Below are 16083 nucleotides of genomic sequence, written 5' to 3'. Positions count from 1 at the left end.
GTTTTGACTATCCCGGCGCCCTCAACAAGAGGACGCCTCCCCGCTACGAACACCCGACCGATTAGATCTTCTTTGCCTTCTCGAAGGCTTCGTCGATCGTACCCACCATATAGAACGCCTGCTCCGGCAGATGATCGCATTCGCCATCGACGATCATCTTGAAGCCGCGGATCGTTTCCTTCAGTGGCACGTATTTGCCAGGCGAGCCCGTGAACACTTCTGCCACGTGGAACGGCTGTGACAAGAAGCGCTGGATCTTACGCGCACGAGCCACCGTGAGCTTGTCTTCCGGCGACAGTTCGTCCATCCCGAGAATCGCGATGATGTCGCGCAGTTCCTTGAAGCGTTGCAGCGTCTGCTGTACGCTGCGCGTGATCTTGTAGTGCTCCTCGCCAATCACGTTCGGGTCAATCTGGCGCGACGTCGAATCGAGCGGGTCGACCGCCGGGTAGATACCGAGCGACGCGATGTCACGCGACAACACGACGGTGGCATCCAAGTGGCCGAACGTGGTCGCCGGCGACGGATCGGTCAAGTCATCCGCTGGAACATACACGGCCTGCACCGACGTAATCGAGCCGGCCTTCGTCGATGTGATGCGCTCTTGCAGCTTGCCCATTTCCTCGGCGAGCGTCGGCTGGTAGCCCACCGCGGATGGCATCCGGCCCAGCAGCGCCGACACTTCCGTACCCGCCAGCGTAAACCGGTAGATGTTGTCGACGAAGAACAGCACGTCACGGCCTTCGTCACGGAAGTGCTCGGCCATCGTCAGACCCGTCAACGCCACGCGCAGACGGTTGCCCGGCGGCTCGTTCATCTGGCCGTACACTAGCGCAACCTTGTCCAGGACGTTCGAGTCCTTCATTTCATGATAGAAGTCGTTCCCTTCGCGGGTCCGCTCACCGACACCGGCAAACACGGAGTAACCGCCGTGCTCCTTCGCGATGTTGTTGATTAACTCCATCATGTTCACAGTCTTGCCCACGCCGGCGCCGCCGAACAGACCCACCTTCCCGCCCTTTGCGAACGGGCAAATCAGGTCGATCACCTTGATGCCCGTTTCAAGCAGCTCCGTCGATGGCGACAGTTCGTCGAATGCCGGGGCCTTCTGATGGATCGAGCGCGTGTTCTCGTGCGAGATCGGGCCCGCTTCATCGATCGGCCGGCCGAGCACGTCCATAATCCGGCCGAGCGTCGGCGTGCCGACTGGCACGGTAATCGGGTTGCCCGTGTTCTTTACCGTCAGCCCACGGCGCAAGCCTTCGGACGATCCCAAACAGATCGTACGCACGACGCCGTCGCCGAGTTGCTGCTGGACTTCGAGCGTCAGATCGCTGCCTTCCAGAATCAGTGCGTCGTAGATCTTCGGCATCTGCTCGCGCGGGAACTCCACGTCGATAACGGCGCCGATGCACTGTACGATCTTGCCTTCTACCAAAGCAGTAGTACTCATCGCATTTCCTTTAGATACTTGATTCTTTCCCCGCGCGCAGCGCGTGGTTCCGAGCTTTGTCCAGGCGTGGCTCAGACCGCCGCCGCACCGCCGACGATCTCCGACAGTTCCTTCGTGATCGCTGCCTGACGGCTCTTGTTGTAGACGAGCTGCAGGTCGTTGATCACCGTCTTCGCGTTGTCGGATGCCGCCTTCATCGCCACCATCCGTGCCGATTGCTCGGACGCCATGTTTTCGGCCACAGCTTGGTACACCAGCGCTTCCACATAGCGCACCAGCAGGTCATCGACCACCGCCTGCGCATCGGGCTCGTAGAGGTAGTCCCACGACGACTTCGGCGTCGGGCCCTCCTCTGCGCGTTTATCGAAACGTTCGTCGGTCAACGGCAGCAGTTGCTCGATCACCGGCTCCTGCTTCATCGTATTGACGAAACGTGTGTAAGCCAGGTACACCGCCGACAACTCGCCTTGCGAATACCGGTCGAGCTGGACCTTGATCGCGCCGATCAACTTCTCCAAATGCGGGGTATCACCCAGATGCGTGACCTGCGACACGACCTTGCCGCCGAAGCGGTTCAAAAAGGCAAGGCCCTTGCCGCCGATTGCGGTTGACTCGGTCTTGATACCCTGTGCGTCGAGGTCCTTGAACTTCTGCACCAGCGCACGCAGCACGTTCGTGTTCATGCCGCCGCACAAGCCCTTGTCGGTGGTCACCACGATGACGCCCGCCGTCTTCGCGCTGACGTTCTTCACCATGAACGGATGACGATACTCCGGATTCGCCTCGCTCATATGCGCGGCAATATCGCGAACCTTGTCGGCGTACGGACGAGCCGCCCGCATGCGTTCCTGCGCGCGTCGCATCTTCGACGCGGCCACCATTTCCATCGCCTTGGTGATCTTGCGCGTGTTCTGCACGCTCTTGATCTTGCCGCGGATTTCCTTCATGCCAGCCATTGCTTACTCCTTGTCCGAAGCGGCGCGGCCCGTCGTGACGGCGCACGATGCAGGCCGCATTCTGTCCGCATTCCCGAGATCAGTAAGCGCCGGACTTTTTGAAGTCCTTGATCGCCGCATGCAACGCAGCTTCATCGTCCTTCGCTAAGTCCTTGTTGTCTTCGATACGCTTAATCAGCGCGGCATGACTGGTTTTTAGAAACTCGCCCAGGCCCTTTTCGAACGGCAGCACGTGCTTCACTTCCAGGTCGTCTAGGTAGCCGTTGTTCGCGGCGAACAGCGCGACCGCCAGCTCCCAAACCTGTAGCGGCTGATACTGCGGCTGCTTGAGCAGTTCCGTCACGCGACGGCCACGCTCGAGTTGCTTACGGGTCGCTTCGTCCAGGTCCGATGCAAACTGTGCGAACGCCGCAAGCTCGCGGTACTGTGCCAAGTCAGTACGGATGCCGCCGGACAGCTTCTTGATCACCTTCGTCTGTGCCGCGCCACCAACGCGTGACACCGAGATACCGGCGTTGATCGCGGGACGAATACCGGCATTGAACAAATCGGTTTCCAAGAAGATCTGGCCGTCGGTAATCGAGATGACGTTGGTCGGCACGAACGCAGTCACGTCACCGGCCTGCGTCTCGATCACCGGCAGCGCGGTCAGCGAGCCGCTCTTGCCCTTCACTTCGCCGTTCGTCAACTTCTCGACATATTCTTCGGACACGCGGGCCGCCCGCTCAAGCAGACGCGAGTGCAGATAGAACACGTCGCCAGGATACGCTTCGCGGCCTGGCGGACGACGCAGCAGGAGCGAGATCTGGCGGTACGCCCACGCTTGCTTGGTCAGGTCATCATAGATAATCAGCGCGTCCTGGCCGCGATCGCGGAAGTATTCGCCCATCGTGCAGCCGGCGTACGGCGCGATGAATTGCATCGCGGCGGAGTCGGATGCCGAGGCGGCCACGACGATTGTGTAGTCCATCGCGCCATGCTCTTCGAGCTTGCGCACGACGTTCATGATCGACGACGCTTTCTGGCCGATCGCGACGTAAATACACGTCAGGTTCTTGCCCTTTTGGTTGATGATCGCGTCAACGGCCACGGCGGTCTTGCCGGTCTGGCGGTCGCCGATGATCAGCTCGCGCTGGCCACGGCCGATGGGCACCATCGAATCGATCGACTTTAAGCCGGTCTGCACCGGCTCGGACACCGACTTACGCCAGATCACGCCCGGCGCGATCTTTTCGATCGCATCGGTGGTCTTCGCGTTGATCGGACCCTTGCCATCGATTGGGTTGCCCAGCGCATCGACGACGCGGCCGATCAGTTCCGGACCGACCGGCACCTCAAGGATGCGGCCCGTCGTCTTGACCGTGTCGCCTTCGCAGATGTGCTCGAATTCACCGAGAATCACCGCGCCGACCGAGTCGCGCTCCAGATTCAGCGCCAAGCCGAACGTGTTGCCCGGAAACTCCAGCATTTCGCCTTGCATCACATCCGACAGACCGTGGATGCGGACGATACCGTCGGTCACGGAGACCACAGTTCCCTGATTGCGGACGTCAGCGTCGGCCTCCAGTCCCTGGATCCGGCTCTTGATCAGCTCGCTGATTTCAGAGGGGTTGAGTTGCATAATCGCTCCTGATGTTCAATTCTGTTGCGCGTCGCGTTGGCTTGACGCTGGCGGATCGCAATTCGGTTATGCGGTCAACGCCGTTTGCATCGCCGCGAGCCGCGCGCGGACCGAGGTATCGAGCACTTCGTCACCGACCGTCACCCGCACGCCGCCGATCAGTGCAGGCTCGAGCTTTACCGCCGGCTTCAGCTTGCGCTGGAACTTGCGCTCAAGCGCCGCGACCAGATCGGCAAGCGACTGCCCGTCCAGCGCAAACGCACTCTCGATGGTCACGTCGGCCGCACCTTCGTGTGCATTCTTCAATGCATCGAACTGGGCAGCGATTTCGGGCAGCAACTGAACCCGGTGGTTTTCCACCAGCAACTGCACAAAGTTCTTCGCGGCAGACGAGTCCTTTGCCGGCGACTTCAGCGCGGCAAGTAGCACGTCGACGACTTGCTGGCGGCCCACCTTCGGGCTCGATACAATCGACAGCACCTCGGGAAGACGCGCAACCTGCGCCAACTCCTGCACCAGTGCAGACCAGGCGGCCAGATCGGCGGCTCGATCGGTCGACGCTACGCCAAACAGCGCCTCGGCGTACGGACGGGCGATGGTTGCTAGTTCGGCCATGATCAGAGCTCGGCTTTCAGTTGGTTCAGCAGTTCGGCGTGCGCGTTCTGGTCGATTTCGCGCCTTAAGATCTGCTCAGCACCCTTGACCGCCAATGCGGCTACATCGCCGCGCAACGCGTCGCGGACCTTGACCACTTGTTGCTCGGCTTCGGCCTTCGCTTGCGCGATGATCCGCGCCGCTTCAGCTTGGGCGTTGCGTTTGACCTCGTCGGCCATGAGCTGCGCGCGCTTTTCCGCCTCCGCGATGCGCTGCTGCCCTTCGTTGCGCGCATTCGCCAACTCCTGGTCGATCCGCTTGTGTGCCGCCTCAAGTTCCGTCTTGCCCTTGTCGGCGGCGGCCAGCCCATCGGCGATCTTCTTCGCACGTTCGTCGAGCGCGCTGATCAGCGGTGGCCACACGAACTTCATCGTGAACCACGCGAGGACCAGGAACACGACCATTTGCGCAATCAAAGTTGCGTTCAGATTCACGGTGTTTCCTTAACGATAGCTTTGCCGGAATGGAAAGCGGGCGCGTTCGCAGGATCTAGCGAAGCTCGCGCCCGTTTCTTCAATACGCCGCGCATCATGCGGCGCGTGGTAACCGAAAACCTTAGCCAGCGAGCTTGGACAGCAGTGGGTTCGCAAACGCAAACAGCATGGCCACACCGACACCGATCAGGAACGCCGCGTCGATCAGACCTGCAAGCAGGAACATTTTGGTCTGCAGCGGGTTCATCAATTCCGGCTGGCGCGCGCACGCTTCGATGTACTTGCCACCCATCAACGCGATACCGAGGCAGGCACCGATCGCACCCAGGCCAATGATGATGCCGATACCGATGGCGGTCAGACCTTGGATGTTGGCGATGAAAGCTTGCATGATCACTCCTTTTTAAAAGACTTGAGAACTGAAAATCTGAACTTGTTAGGCCGGGGGCGCTTTAGTGGGCGTCATGTGCCTGGCCGAGGTAAACCAACGTCAGCATCATGAAAATGAAGGCTTGTAACAGCACGATCAGGATGTGGAAAATCGCCCAGATGCTGCCAGCCAGCACGTGACCGACAAAGCCGAGCACCGTGGTGTCCGCACCAAAGCTCCAGATACTGCCTAGCAGCGCGATCAGCAAGAACAGCAGTTCGCCTGCGTACATGTTCCCAAACAACCGCATGCCGAGCGAAACGGTCTTCGCGAGAAACTCGATGAGGTTAAGCAACAGGTTCGGCAACCAAAGCAACGGGTTCGAGCCGAATGGCGCCGACACTAGCTCACGTACAAAACCGCCGGGCCCCTTGATCTTCACGTTGTAATACAACATCAGCACGAGCACGCCGAGCGCGATACCCAGCGTGCCGTTCAAGTCGGCGGTCGGCACGAGCCGATGATGTGAAATCGTGTTCGACAGGCCGATCCATTCGATGATGCGGCCCGGCAGGTCGACCGGAATAAAGTCCAGCGAATTCATCAACGCAACCCAGACAAACACGGTCAACGCCAGCGGGGCGATAAAGCGACGATTGCCATGGACGATTGCCTTGGACTGGTCCTCGACCATCTCGACCAGCATTTCGATCGCGCATTGGAAACGGCCCGGAACACCTGGTGTCGCGGCGCGCGCAGCCATCGCCAATATCACGATCGTGACAAATCCCATCGCAATCGACCAGAACAACGTGTCGAGGTTGATGATCGAAAAGTCAACGATCGAAGTCTGGTGCTTCGTCGCGAAATTCTGTAAGTGGTGCTGGATATACTCGGACGGATCCAGATGCGTTCCTGCGCTAGCGGCCATGACGTGTCAATCCAATAAATCGAAAACCTGCTTCGTCGGGTACCGCACCGCTCAGCGCCATGCCAGCGCGAGCCAGTACGTTTTCAGCGCAATGAGGTAGGTGACAAGCAGCGCCAGCCAGTGGACGTTCCGATACAGCATCGCGGTCGCAACAAACATCGCGACCGTCGATGCGATCTTGACCGCCTCGCCCAGCACCCAGGCAAGAATGCTCTCGGTGCTGCCCTTTCTCCTCAGGCGTGCCGCGAACAACGCACTCGGCACCCAGCATATCGCCCCGCCCAACACCGCGGACAGCGCAGCATGACCCGGCGACTTTGAAAACAGCCACCACGCGAGCGCCGCTGCCAGGGATACAACCATTTGCGCTGCCACGACCTTTGTCGGCGTGACACGCGATGGACGGCTCACCTGCGGCCCGAACATACGTTCGGCTTCGCCCCGGGTGAGCGGAACGATGTCGTTATCTTCCAGCTCGTCGTCCCGATCGTTGCGCGCAGTGGCGGGCCGGTTTGATGGCTTGCAAGGCGATGGCGTCGAACCCGACGCAACGGCCGGATCACGCTCGTTTTCCGGTACGCCGGTTGTCATCACAAATCCTCTGCAGCCCCACCACGCTTACGCGCGCCTTTCAGGGTAGGCAAGCTGATAAATCCGGGCGATTGTAAGCGATTGTTGCAGCGTATTCAAGGCTTTATTGCCGCCGGCACACGCGCATCCGGCCTGGCGTGCAGCGATGCACTGCATCGTTTGCCGCAGGTTTTTCCTTACTGCACGCTAACGCGGACAGGCGTCATGGGGCATGCCTGCGCTATAACAATACTCCGCCCAACAGCAACGCAAGCACGTAAAATGGCAGCGAAATCGCGTGAAAGCGCCACCAGCAGCCATGCGCACCGACCAAACGCATCGCAACGAGGTTCGCCAGCGAACCGATCGCGATGCCAAAGCCGCCAACGCTGACGCCGAATGCGAGCGCGCGCCAATTCTGCGAGAACTCGGCGAGCATGATCGCAGCCGGCACATTGCTAACGAGCTGCGACACCAGTGCGCCGGCAAGGTAAGCTGGCCCCGGCCGCGTGAGATCAGCGCCCGCTAGCAGCTGGTGCACGGTCGGCAACGACGCGGCACTGCGCAGCACGACGAACATCAGCACGAAGATCAGTAGCAACAGCCAGTCGATGCGCATCACGATGTCGCGCCGCCACGCCCCCAAGCCCAGTGCCACCAACGCAAGACCGATTCCGGCATGATGTGCGTCGGCCAGCGCCACGAAGCCGGCAAACGAGACCGCGGCGGCGCAGAACAACGGCCAATCAAGCATGCCCGGCAATGGATCACGCGACAGGACCAATGGCCGCGAGCGGCAGGTCACCAGCGTCAATGCCACCAGCACGGCCATCAGCGCGGCGCACAGCGGCGCAAGCGCGACGATGAACGCGAGGAACGACTCGCCGCTGCGCTGCCACAGGAACAGGTTCTGCGGATTGCCGAACGGCGTCAGGATGGAGCCGGCATTGACCGCCAAAGCCACGAGGACCACCAGGCGGCCGACGGGCAGCGGCACGAGCGCATGCAGCGACAGCATCAAAGGAACAACCACAAATAACGCAACGTCATTGGTGAGCAGCGTTGACAAGCCGGCGGCGAGCAGCACGAGCCACAACGCGAGGCCACGTTCACTATGGATACGACGCACCAGGCGATGCGACGCCCATGTCAGAAATCCTGAATATTCGACCGCTTTGGCCAGCATCAGCAGACCGGCCAGCGTCATCACGGTTTGCCAGTCGACTTGGGCCGGCATGGTGCGCCAGGGCTGCGGGTGAACGCACTGCAATAGTACGAACGCAGCGACCAGCGTCGTCAGTATGGGCTCCTTAGCAAACCCGCGACGCACTGCCACGATGACGCGACGGATCCGGCGATAGGCGGCGCCCGTGCTGCGTAGCACAGCGTCGGGCTGCGCGGAACCAGCGCCCTGCTCGCGTTGCACGAGGCGCGACGACTCCTGGTGAGGCAGCTTCACGCAGTCGCGTCGCGACGCAGGCGTGCCAGGATGCCATCCAATGCATCGAGGCTGCCAAAGTCGATTGTCAGCTGCCCACGGCCACGTCGGCCCATCTTAATCCTGACCGTGGCCGCGACCAGGTCAGACACCTCCTCTTCGAGCCGCATGATGTCACGGCTGCGCTCCTGGCTCGCCCGCTTGGCCGATGGCGGTGTCTCCTTGGCGGTGGCCGCAACCAGCTTCTCCGTTTCACGGACCGACAATCGGTGGTTGACCACCTGGTTCGCCAACGTAATCTGAGTCGCACCATCCACTGCCAACAGTGCCCGGGCATGTCCCATGTCGAGATCGCCCGCCAGCAGCATGGTCTGAACCGGCTGTGCCAGATTGAGCAGCCGCAGCAGGTTCGACACCGCGCTACGCGAACGTCCGAGCGACTCGGCTGCTTGCTCGTGCGTGAACTTGAATTCGTCGAGCAGTCGCTGGATGCCCTGCGCCTCCTCGAGCGGATTAAGATCCTCGCGCTGAATATTCTCGATCAGCGCCATCGCGGCCGCCGCTTCGTCCGCGACCTGCTTGACCAGCACCGGCACCTCGTCGAGGCCAGCGAGCCGTGCCGCGCGAAAGCGCCGCTCCCCGGCAATGATCTCGTAGCGCTGCGCCGCCACCGGTCGCACCAGAATTGGCTGCATCAACCCCTGCGCGCGGATGCTCGCAGCAAGCTCCTGTAATGCACCTTCGTCCATCTGCGTGCGCGGCTGGTATTTGCCGGGTTGCAGCCGGTCCAGCGGCAGCACGCTCGGCAAGCCCTGCTGCTTGACGGCCTCGGTAATGTCGGCACTGCCCCCAAGCAGTGCATCGAGGCCCCGGCCCAATCCCTTCTTCTTGACTGCTGCTGCGTTCATCATCGTCCCTCACGACACGGCTTCGCCGCGACGCCTGTTTCACCCGACCTGTCCATGCGCAAACAGGCCCTATAGCGCACGCACGCGCTCAATCATTTCTGCACCGAATTGCAGGTATGCCTGGGCGCCCCGTGACGCACCATCGAATACGATGCCCGGCATCCCATAGCTAGGCGCCTCGGCCAACCGGACATTGCGCGGAATCACCGCATTGAATACCTTGTCGCCAAAATGCTGCTTCAATTGGTCTGATACCTGCTGTTGCAGCGTGATTCGTGGATCGAACATGACCCGCAGCAGGCCAATCACGGTCAACTCGCGATTCAGGTTCGCGTGAATCTGCTTGATGGTATTGACCAGGTCGGACAATCCCTCGAGCGCGAAGTACTCGCACTGCATCGGGATGATTACACCATGTGCTGCGCACAAACCATTCAGAGTCAGCAACGATAATGCCGGCGGGCAGTCGATCAGCACGAAGTCGTAAGCATCGGCGACCTTAGCTAGCGCGTCCTTGAGTCGTCGCTCGCGTTGCGGCGCGCTCACGAGTTCGACTTCGGCGCCCGCAAGCTCACGATTTGCCGGTAACACGTCGTATCCCGACGTCGGCGCGCGGGTGCAGGCATCGGCGATCGCCACGCCGTCGACCAGTACCTCATAGACAGTGTTATCGCAATTGGCCTTGTCCACGCCACTGCCCATCGTCGCGTTGCCTTGTGGATCGAGATCGATCAGCAACACGCGCTGTCCCTGCATCACCAGGCTCGCGGCGAGGTTAACCGACGTCGTAGTCTTGCCAACTCCGCCCTTCTGGTTCGCGATACAAAAGATTTTGGCCACGGCTTGCTGGCCTGCGGGACTGGTCGCGTTCACCACGCGCGACTCGGCCAGGGTGTTGTCAGCATCGCTCATTCAGGCTCCACAGCTATTTCAACAAGATGACGCTCGGCATCGAGCGACGGAACAGTCAGACGAATGACCTGGCGCACTATCGCGCCGGCCGGCAACCGAGCGATCTCCTCATCCGGACGAACGCCCTTCATGGCCCACAACGCGCCGCCTGGCGTGACCAAATGCCGAGCGAGCGTAACAAAATCGGCCAACTCCGCGAACGCGCGCGATACGATCGCATTGAATCGACCCGGTACGTCAGTCTCAGCACGCAACGTCTGCACGCGGCCGGTCACGATAGACAGGTTCGGCAAGCGCAAGCATCCCTTGGCTTGCTGCTGAAATGCGGTTTTCTTGTGCACGATATCGTTGGTCACTACGTCGCAGAACGGCATAGCGAGCGCGATCACGATCCCAGGCAGACCACCGCCCGAACCGACATCAAGCAACGACGCTGGCGAACGGGACGCGATATGCGGCACGATCGCCAGCGAATCGAGCAGGTGCTGGATCACCATTTGGCGCGGCTCGCGGATCGCCGTCAGGTTGTAGACCGCATTCCATTTCGCCAACAAGCCGACATAGTCCAACAATCCGCCGATCTGCCCTTCCGACAGCGGAACGCCCAGCTCAGTGGCACCACTACGCAACAATCGCTCAAGCTCGGGCCGTTGCGCCGCGAAGTCTTCGGGCGTGTTGCGAACTGCTCCATTCCCGGTACGGATCATTGCGCGGTAGACCGAGTGGAGGAAGCGCCCGTTGTGGCATCGACGGCTTCCGATTCAGTGAGAGGGGTATTCGCCGCCACCGCGCTTTTTTTCGGTGTCGAGCGACCCAGACCTTTCTTCAGATGAACCATCAACAGCGAAATGGCCGCGGGTGTCACGCCGGAAATCCGTGAGGCTTGGCCGATAGTTTCAGGACGATGATGATTCAGCTTTTGGCGGACCTCGAACGACAACCCGCGGACCTGCGCGTAATCCAAGTTCGCCGGCAGCCGGGTGTTCTCATGCGCTTCGTTTCGCTCGATTTCGCCTGCTTGTCGCTCGATATAGCCTTGATACTTGATCCCGATCTCGATCTGGTACTTGACCTGCTCGAGTAGCCCCGGATCGTCGACCAATACGTCGGGTGGCGCATAGCGGCTGGCCTGCAGTGCCATCAAGCCGTCGTAGCCTACTCCAGGACGACGCAACAAATCCGCCAGGCTGTATTCATGGTCGATCGGCTTGCCCAGCAACGCAATCGCGTCCTCCTGTGGCAACGTCTTAGGATTGACCCATATCGACTTCAAACGGGCTGTTTCACGTGAAACAGCATCGCGTTTACGCGAGAATGCCTCCCACCGCGTGTCGTCGACGACACCCAATTCCCGGCCGATTTCCGTCAGCCGCATATCGGCGTTGTCTTCGCGCAGGCTCAACCGGTATTCAGCCCGGCTGGTGAACATGCGGTAAGGCTCGGAGACGCCCCGCGTCACAAGATCGTCGACGAGCACACCCAAGTACGCCTGGTCGCGACGGGGCACCCATGCATCGCGCTGTTGCACAAAGCGCCCTGCATTGATGCCCGCCAGTAGCCCCTGAGCGGCGGCTTCTTCATACCCGGTCGTTCCGTTAATTTGTCCGGCAAAAAACAATCCTGTGATCGCCTTCGTCTCCAGCGATGCCTTCAGTGCCCGCGGATCGAAATAATCATATTCGATTGCATAGCCCGGTCGCAGGATATGAGCGTGCTCGAGACCTTTCATCGAACGAATCAGGTCCAGTTGCACGTCGAACGGCAAGCTGGTCGAGACACCATTCGGATAGAACTCGTTCGTCGTCAGCCCTTCCGGCTCCAAAAAAATTTGATGGGAGTCCTTGGTGGCAAATCGATGAATTTTGTCCTCGATCGAGGGGCAATAGCGGGGGCCTACACCTTCGATCACGCCAGCGTACATCGGTGAGCGATCCAGACCATTACGGATGATCTCGTGCGTCCGCGCGTTCGTATGCGTCACCCAGCACGGCACTTGCCGCGGGTGCTGATCGACGCGACCTAGAAACGAGAATACCGGGATTGGATCCAAATCACCCGGCTGCTCTTCCAGCTTCGAGAAATCGATGGATCGGCCATCGATCCGGGGCGGTGTGCCGGTCTTCAATCGTCCCTGTGGTAGCTTCAGTTCCTTCAGGCGCGCTGACAGCGACACCGCGGCCGGATCGCCGGCGCGACCGCCCGTATAGTTGTTCAGGCCGACATGGATTTTGCCGTCCAGAAAGGTGCCCGCGGTCAAGACAACCGCACGAGAACGGAAGCGAATGCCGACCTGCGTGACAGCACCTGCTACACAGTCGCCTTCGATAATCAAGTCGTCGACGGATTGCTGGAACAACCACAGGTTCGGTTGACTTTCCAAACGGCGTCGAATCGCCGCCTTGTACAAGATACGGTCGGCTTGTGCGCGAGTCGCTCGAACGGCGGGGCCTTTGGACGAATTGAGAATACGGAATTGGATTCCGGCTTCATCGGTGGCAGCCGCCATTGCTCCACCTAAAGCATCGACCTCCTTAACCAGATGTCCTTTCCCAATACCCCCAATCGAGGGATTGCAACTCATCTGGCCAAGCGTCTCGATGTTATGGGTCAGCAGCAACGTCTTCGCGCCCATCCGGGCGGAAGCAAGCGCGGCTTCGGTGCCGGCATGTCCGCCGCCAACCACAATGACATCAAATTCGGTGGGGTAAAGCATGATGATGACGCGCCGAACAACCGTGCGCGCCCCTGCAAAGAGATAAGGGAATCAGCGAATTATAGCGGCTCAGCCACGCTAGTGAATTAACCCGCACGACCTATGCGTGAAAAAAGCGTCGTGTTTCACGTGAAACAACTATGAATTATCGCCCCACCCTGGGCGAAGCGGCGCTGACTGGATGCCCACAGCATTGCGCCCCAAGGGTTTGCGCCGAAAACGACAAAGCCACCGGACGACTCCGGCGACCTTGTTAGCCCGTATCCCCTTCTCTGCGTCCCCACCGCACCGGCCCTAGCCGCGAAGCCGGTCGCGAAGAAACGCTACGCTGCGGTCTCCTTGGCAGGGTCCAAGTAGGTCGCAATCATGCGTGGATTCAACGCACGCGATACCGCAGGGCCTTCCCACACCAAGTCGCCAGTCTCTATCATGTAGTCGTAGTCGGGCGTCTGCAACGCGGCGTGCACGTTCTGCTCAATCAACAACGTCGCCACGCCGGTCCTGCGCAGGTTCGCGATGATATGCAAGACTCCTTCGTGATCAGCGGCGCCAATCCTAGGCTAGGCTCGTCGAGCATCAACAGATCGGGCTTGCCCATCAACGCGCGGGCTCACTGCCAACATTTGTCGCTCCCCCGCCGGACAGCGTGCCCGCGGCTTGCTTGCGCCGCTCCTTGAGCCGGAAGAACAAGCTGAAAACCGGCTCGGTCTGATCCAGGTAGTGGCGTCTCCGGCACGCTTGCGTCGATAGGCACAAGCAACAGGTTACCCTCGTCCGTCATCAACACAAACAACTCGCGCTTTTCCAGCACCAAACACGTGCTACGCGCAACGCGGCGCTCCACCTCGATGCCGTTGACGTCTTCGCCCAGGTAGCGAATCAAGCCCTGAGCGTGGCCCGTTTTTGGCAACGATCCCATGATCGCGTTAGCAACGTGGACTTGCCCGCGCCATCCGCCCGATGACCGTAACGTTCTGCCCCGCGCCCACCTTGATGTACGTATCGCGCAGCGCGTCGATCTTGCATAGTGCACGTCAAATGCGACACGTCGAGGATGGTTTTATCCGGATTGTTACCGGTGGCCTTCGGACTCTATCCCCAAATACGCTTCGAGCACTACGGGGTCCGCTTGCACTTCGCTGGGCAATCCCACTGCGATCTTCGTCCCGAATTCCATGATGACCCAATGGTCGGTCAAGTTCATCACGCAATCCATGCCGTGCTCGACCAGTAACACGCTCACGTCTTCAGTCTTGAGGCGACGCAATAACTCGGCAAACTACTGTTTTTTTCTGATATTGCAAGCCCGGCTGCCGGCTCGTCCAGCAGCCGCATTAGGTTGTAGCACAACGCGCCGGCAATTTTCAAAATCCGTTTTTGGCCAGGGCGAGGCTGCCAGCTTCGTCATACATCTGCTTCTTCAGCCCCACGCGCTTGATATGCATCGCCGCTTCACCCCGCAAGCGCATCTCGTCCGCGCGTTTCAATTTTCGTGATACTGCGCCATACGCCGGTCGTTCCATGCAGATGGTCGCCAAATCAGGTAGTAGATGCTGCGGCCACTATCCAGTATCCAACCGAACAACTCGAGCGCCGGGATACCGTTGATCCCGTCGTACTTGACCAGCAATTCCATATTGCCGAGCAGGCAGAACAGCGAAAGGCCCCAAGCAATCGTACTCAGCGGCAGGAAGTGCCCGGACATCCGCATCATGAGGGCGCCGATCGCCAGCGCGGCCAGCGCCGTGATGGCGACGCCGCCACCAAGCCGATCCATGGCGAGATCCCATAGCGGATAGCCAGGAACGCAGTCGCATAGGCCTATAGCGGCAAAGTCGCGGCTCCGTATGCGCGCGCATATGCCGTTGATTGGCTATTTATTTAAATTATTAATATTATTTCGGAAAAACCGCGCGTCGTTTCCCCGACACTCAGCAGGCGAATGGGCATGTTGCGCATACATTGCATCGTCCGTCGACGACGCAGAAAAGACGGCGAATCGGTGCACGCCTTTAAGTCGAACAGATCTCACGCTTTCCTCCATTTCGCGATTCTCCATACGCCCGTTACGCTAATACCGCATCGTGCACAGTGATCGAACGTACACCGGCTTCGCCCGCACGCCGCTGCCGCGCATCAAACAATCGAGTTGGTCCACGTCAGGCTCGCTATACCCAACCGGCCGGTTATGTAATTTTGCATAGCGAGTGCGGCAGTGCAGCGCGGCTGCGGCAAGCGCGATCGTGACGACAGGTGCGGCCGCCGGCGCAGGGTAGGCGCAGTCCGGGCACGATCGTAACAGTCATCATGATGGTGACCGCGCCCGGCACACGCAACAGTCACACCGCGTGACACGGCCTCTTGAATCGTGGCTGACATACAATCGGCGACCGCGCAATTGTCTAATAAATATTAATAGACGGTGCAAATAAAAAGCGCTGTTGGACACTTATCCAACAGCGCTTTCGTTTTTGGGCGCTTTACGCCACTTGTCTCCTCATTCTCCACCTGCAATGCGGTGCGTCGAACGGTTTGAAGATTAAACAATCACTTCCCCAGTAACAACTAGCATTTACCCTAGTGGTGCATGACGCTCGAAATAGGTGCCCCCATTGCATCGCCGTGATACGCCACACCGCTGTTGCAGTCGCAACGCACGGTACAGCCACGCAGACGTCCTCTGTGCCCTCTGTCGCCCGCGATGGGCGGCGTGCACAGGCAAGCTCCCATGCACCCTTTCCAGCGAAATTGGGTTAGCGTTGAAACAAGTGGTCTTGCCGGTGCCGTTGGGTCCGATCAGTGCATGAATGGAACCGTGCCCCAGGTGCGGGTCGAATTCATCGCCGCGCCATTTCCGTGCGGCGTCGCTGCCGCTTGCCGTGTTGCACGGCAAGCGGTTTTCCCCCGGCACTGTTTGTTGCGCAGCGGCTCGTTTGTTATGGATGGCCCCCCACCTTGAGCCGACGCGCCAGTTCCACGGCCACCCAATTCAGTCGCGCCGGCTTTTCAAAGGGTTTCACGTCGTATTGCTGAATAACCCGCGCCACCTCATCCTCGTTCGCCTCGCCTGTCACCAGCTTGCCCGTGAGCAGCAAAATGGGTGCGTCGCCGTGACGCGACTGA

General features: G+C 60.0%; 13 protein-coding genes and 3 pseudogenes. All 16 read right to left on the bottom strand.

All coding sequences use genetic code 11. The annotated features are described in order from the left end of the window. Positions 1 to 61: 61 nt before the first annotated feature. Positions 62 to 1453 carry a F0F1 ATP synthase subunit beta gene (atpD, locus tag KQH55_RS00345; protein ID WP_076785868.1) on the bottom strand — a complete coding sequence of 464 codons (1392 nt, stop codon included), beginning with the start codon at positions 1451 to 1453 and terminating at the stop codon, positions 62 to 64. Between the two features lie 71 nt (positions 1454 to 1524). After that, positions 1525 to 2409, bottom strand: coding sequence for a F0F1 ATP synthase subunit gamma (atpG, locus tag KQH55_RS00340; protein ID WP_076796742.1), 885 nt, complete (start codon positions 2407 to 2409; stop codon positions 1525 to 1527). Between the two features lie 79 nt (positions 2410 to 2488). Then, positions 2489 to 4030, bottom strand: coding sequence for a F0F1 ATP synthase subunit alpha (gene atpA, locus KQH55_RS00335; RefSeq protein WP_076785866.1), 1542 nt, complete (start codon positions 4028 to 4030; stop codon positions 2489 to 2491). A 66-nt stretch (positions 4031 to 4096) separates the two neighbouring features. Continuing rightward, a complete protein-coding gene (locus KQH55_RS00330; protein WP_076796741.1) occupies positions 4097 to 4645 on the bottom strand; it encodes a F0F1 ATP synthase subunit delta in 549 nt (182 codons plus the stop codon). Positions 4646 to 4647: 2 nt separating this feature from the next. Continuing rightward, positions 4648 to 5118 (bottom strand): F0F1 ATP synthase subunit B, encoded by a 471-nt coding sequence (locus KQH55_RS00325; RefSeq protein ID WP_076785864.1) that lies wholly within the window; start codon positions 5116 to 5118, stop codon positions 4648 to 4650. A gap of 121 nt (positions 5119 to 5239) precedes the next feature. Further along, positions 5240 to 5509: a F0F1 ATP synthase subunit C gene (gene atpE / locus KQH55_RS00320; protein WP_041752938.1), complete on the bottom strand. Its 270-nt coding sequence runs from the start codon at positions 5507 to 5509 to the stop codon at positions 5240 to 5242. Between the two features lie 61 nt (positions 5510 to 5570). After that, positions 5571 to 6419, bottom strand: a complete 849-nt coding sequence (atpB, locus tag KQH55_RS00315) for a F0F1 ATP synthase subunit A (RefSeq protein ID WP_076796740.1) — start codon at positions 6417 to 6419, stop codon at positions 5571 to 5573. A gap of 51 nt (positions 6420 to 6470) precedes the next feature. Beyond that, the gene (locus KQH55_RS00310; protein ID WP_076785862.1) at positions 6471 to 7010 is read right to left on the bottom strand and encodes an ATP synthase subunit I; all 540 of its coding nucleotides are present in this window, start codon (positions 7008 to 7010) and stop codon (positions 6471 to 6473) included. A gap of 220 nt (positions 7011 to 7230) precedes the next feature. Continuing rightward, on the bottom strand, positions 7231 to 8340 hold the full coding sequence (locus KQH55_RS00305; protein WP_076787546.1) for an SLC13 family permease: 1110 nt from the start codon (positions 8338 to 8340) through the stop codon (positions 7231 to 7233). Positions 8341 to 8444: 104 nt separating this feature from the next. Beyond that, positions 8445 to 9335 (bottom strand): ParB/RepB/Spo0J family partition protein, encoded by an 891-nt coding sequence (locus tag KQH55_RS00300; protein WP_076787544.1) that lies wholly within the window; start codon positions 9333 to 9335, stop codon positions 8445 to 8447. A 69-nt stretch (positions 9336 to 9404) separates the two neighbouring features. Beyond that, positions 9405 to 10175: a ParA family protein gene (locus KQH55_RS00295; RefSeq protein ID WP_076787542.1), complete on the bottom strand. Its 771-nt coding sequence runs from the start codon at positions 10173 to 10175 to the stop codon at positions 9405 to 9407. Between the two features lie 68 nt (positions 10176 to 10243). Continuing rightward, positions 10244 to 10954: a 16S rRNA (guanine(527)-N(7))-methyltransferase RsmG gene (gene rsmG, locus KQH55_RS00290; RefSeq protein WP_076796739.1), complete on the bottom strand. Its 711-nt coding sequence runs from the start codon at positions 10952 to 10954 to the stop codon at positions 10244 to 10246. Then, positions 10951 to 12960 carry a tRNA uridine-5-carboxymethylaminomethyl(34) synthesis enzyme MnmG gene (gene mnmG / locus KQH55_RS00285; RefSeq protein ID WP_235089966.1) on the bottom strand — a complete coding sequence of 670 codons (2010 nt, stop codon included), beginning with the start codon at positions 12958 to 12960 and terminating at the stop codon, positions 10951 to 10953. Before mnmG ends, rsmG begins: the two co-directional genes overlap by 4 nt. Positions 12961 to 13283: 323 nt before the next feature. Next, positions 13284 to 13979, bottom strand: a pseudogene (locus KQH55_RS00280) (ABC transporter ATP-binding protein). A gap of 53 nt (positions 13980 to 14032) precedes the next feature. Beyond that, positions 14033 to 14781: pseudogene (locus KQH55_RS16635) on the bottom strand (hypothetical protein); the annotation flags it as partial. A gap of 1115 nt (positions 14782 to 15896) precedes the next feature. Next, positions 15897 to 16083 (bottom strand): annotated as a pseudogene (locus KQH55_RS00265) (two-component system response regulator); the annotation flags it as partial.

The sequence above is a fragment of the Mycetohabitans sp. B3 genome, from assembly GCF_021498065.1.
GTDB lineage: Bacteria > Pseudomonadota > Gammaproteobacteria > Burkholderiales > Burkholderiaceae > Mycetohabitans.
The sequence above is the reverse complement of the archived record's forward strand: the minus strand, read 5'-3'. Positions and strand labels throughout refer to the sequence as shown.

Excerpts from the sequence above, each read along its gene's own strand:
- mnmG (WP_235089966.1), bottom strand. The coding sequence starts at position 12,960 with ATGCTTTACCCCACCGAATTTGATGTCATTGTGGTTGGCGGCGGACAT.
- rsmG (WP_076796739.1), bottom strand. The coding sequence starts at position 10,954 with ATGATCCGTACCGGGAATGGAGCAGTTCGCAACACGCCCGAAGACTTC.
- atpA (WP_076785866.1), bottom strand. The coding sequence starts at position 4,030 with ATGCAACTCAACCCCTCTGAAATCAGCGAGCTGATCAAGAGCCGGATC.
- KQH55_RS00310 (WP_076785862.1), bottom strand. The coding sequence starts at position 7,010 with ATGACAACCGGCGTACCGGAAAACGAGCGTGATCCGGCCGTTGCGTCG.
- KQH55_RS00300 (WP_076787544.1), bottom strand. The coding sequence starts at position 9,335 with ATGAACGCAGCAGCAGTCAAGAAGAAGGGATTGGGCCGGGGCCTCGAT.
- atpB (WP_076796740.1), bottom strand. The coding sequence starts at position 6,419 with ATGGCCGCTAGCGCAGGAACGCATCTGGATCCGTCCGAGTATATCCAG.
- atpG (WP_076796742.1), bottom strand. The coding sequence starts at position 2,409 with ATGGCTGGCATGAAGGAAATCCGCGGCAAGATCAAGAGCGTGCAGAAC.
- KQH55_RS00330 (WP_076796741.1), bottom strand. The coding sequence starts at position 4,645 with ATGGCCGAACTAGCAACCATCGCCCGTCCGTACGCCGAGGCGCTGTTT.
- atpD (WP_076785868.1), bottom strand. The coding sequence starts at position 1,453 with ATGAGTACTACTGCTTTGGTAGAAGGCAAGATCGTACAGTGCATCGGC.
- atpE (WP_041752938.1), bottom strand. The coding sequence starts at position 5,509 with ATGCAAGCTTTCATCGCCAACATCCAAGGTCTGACCGCCATCGGTATC.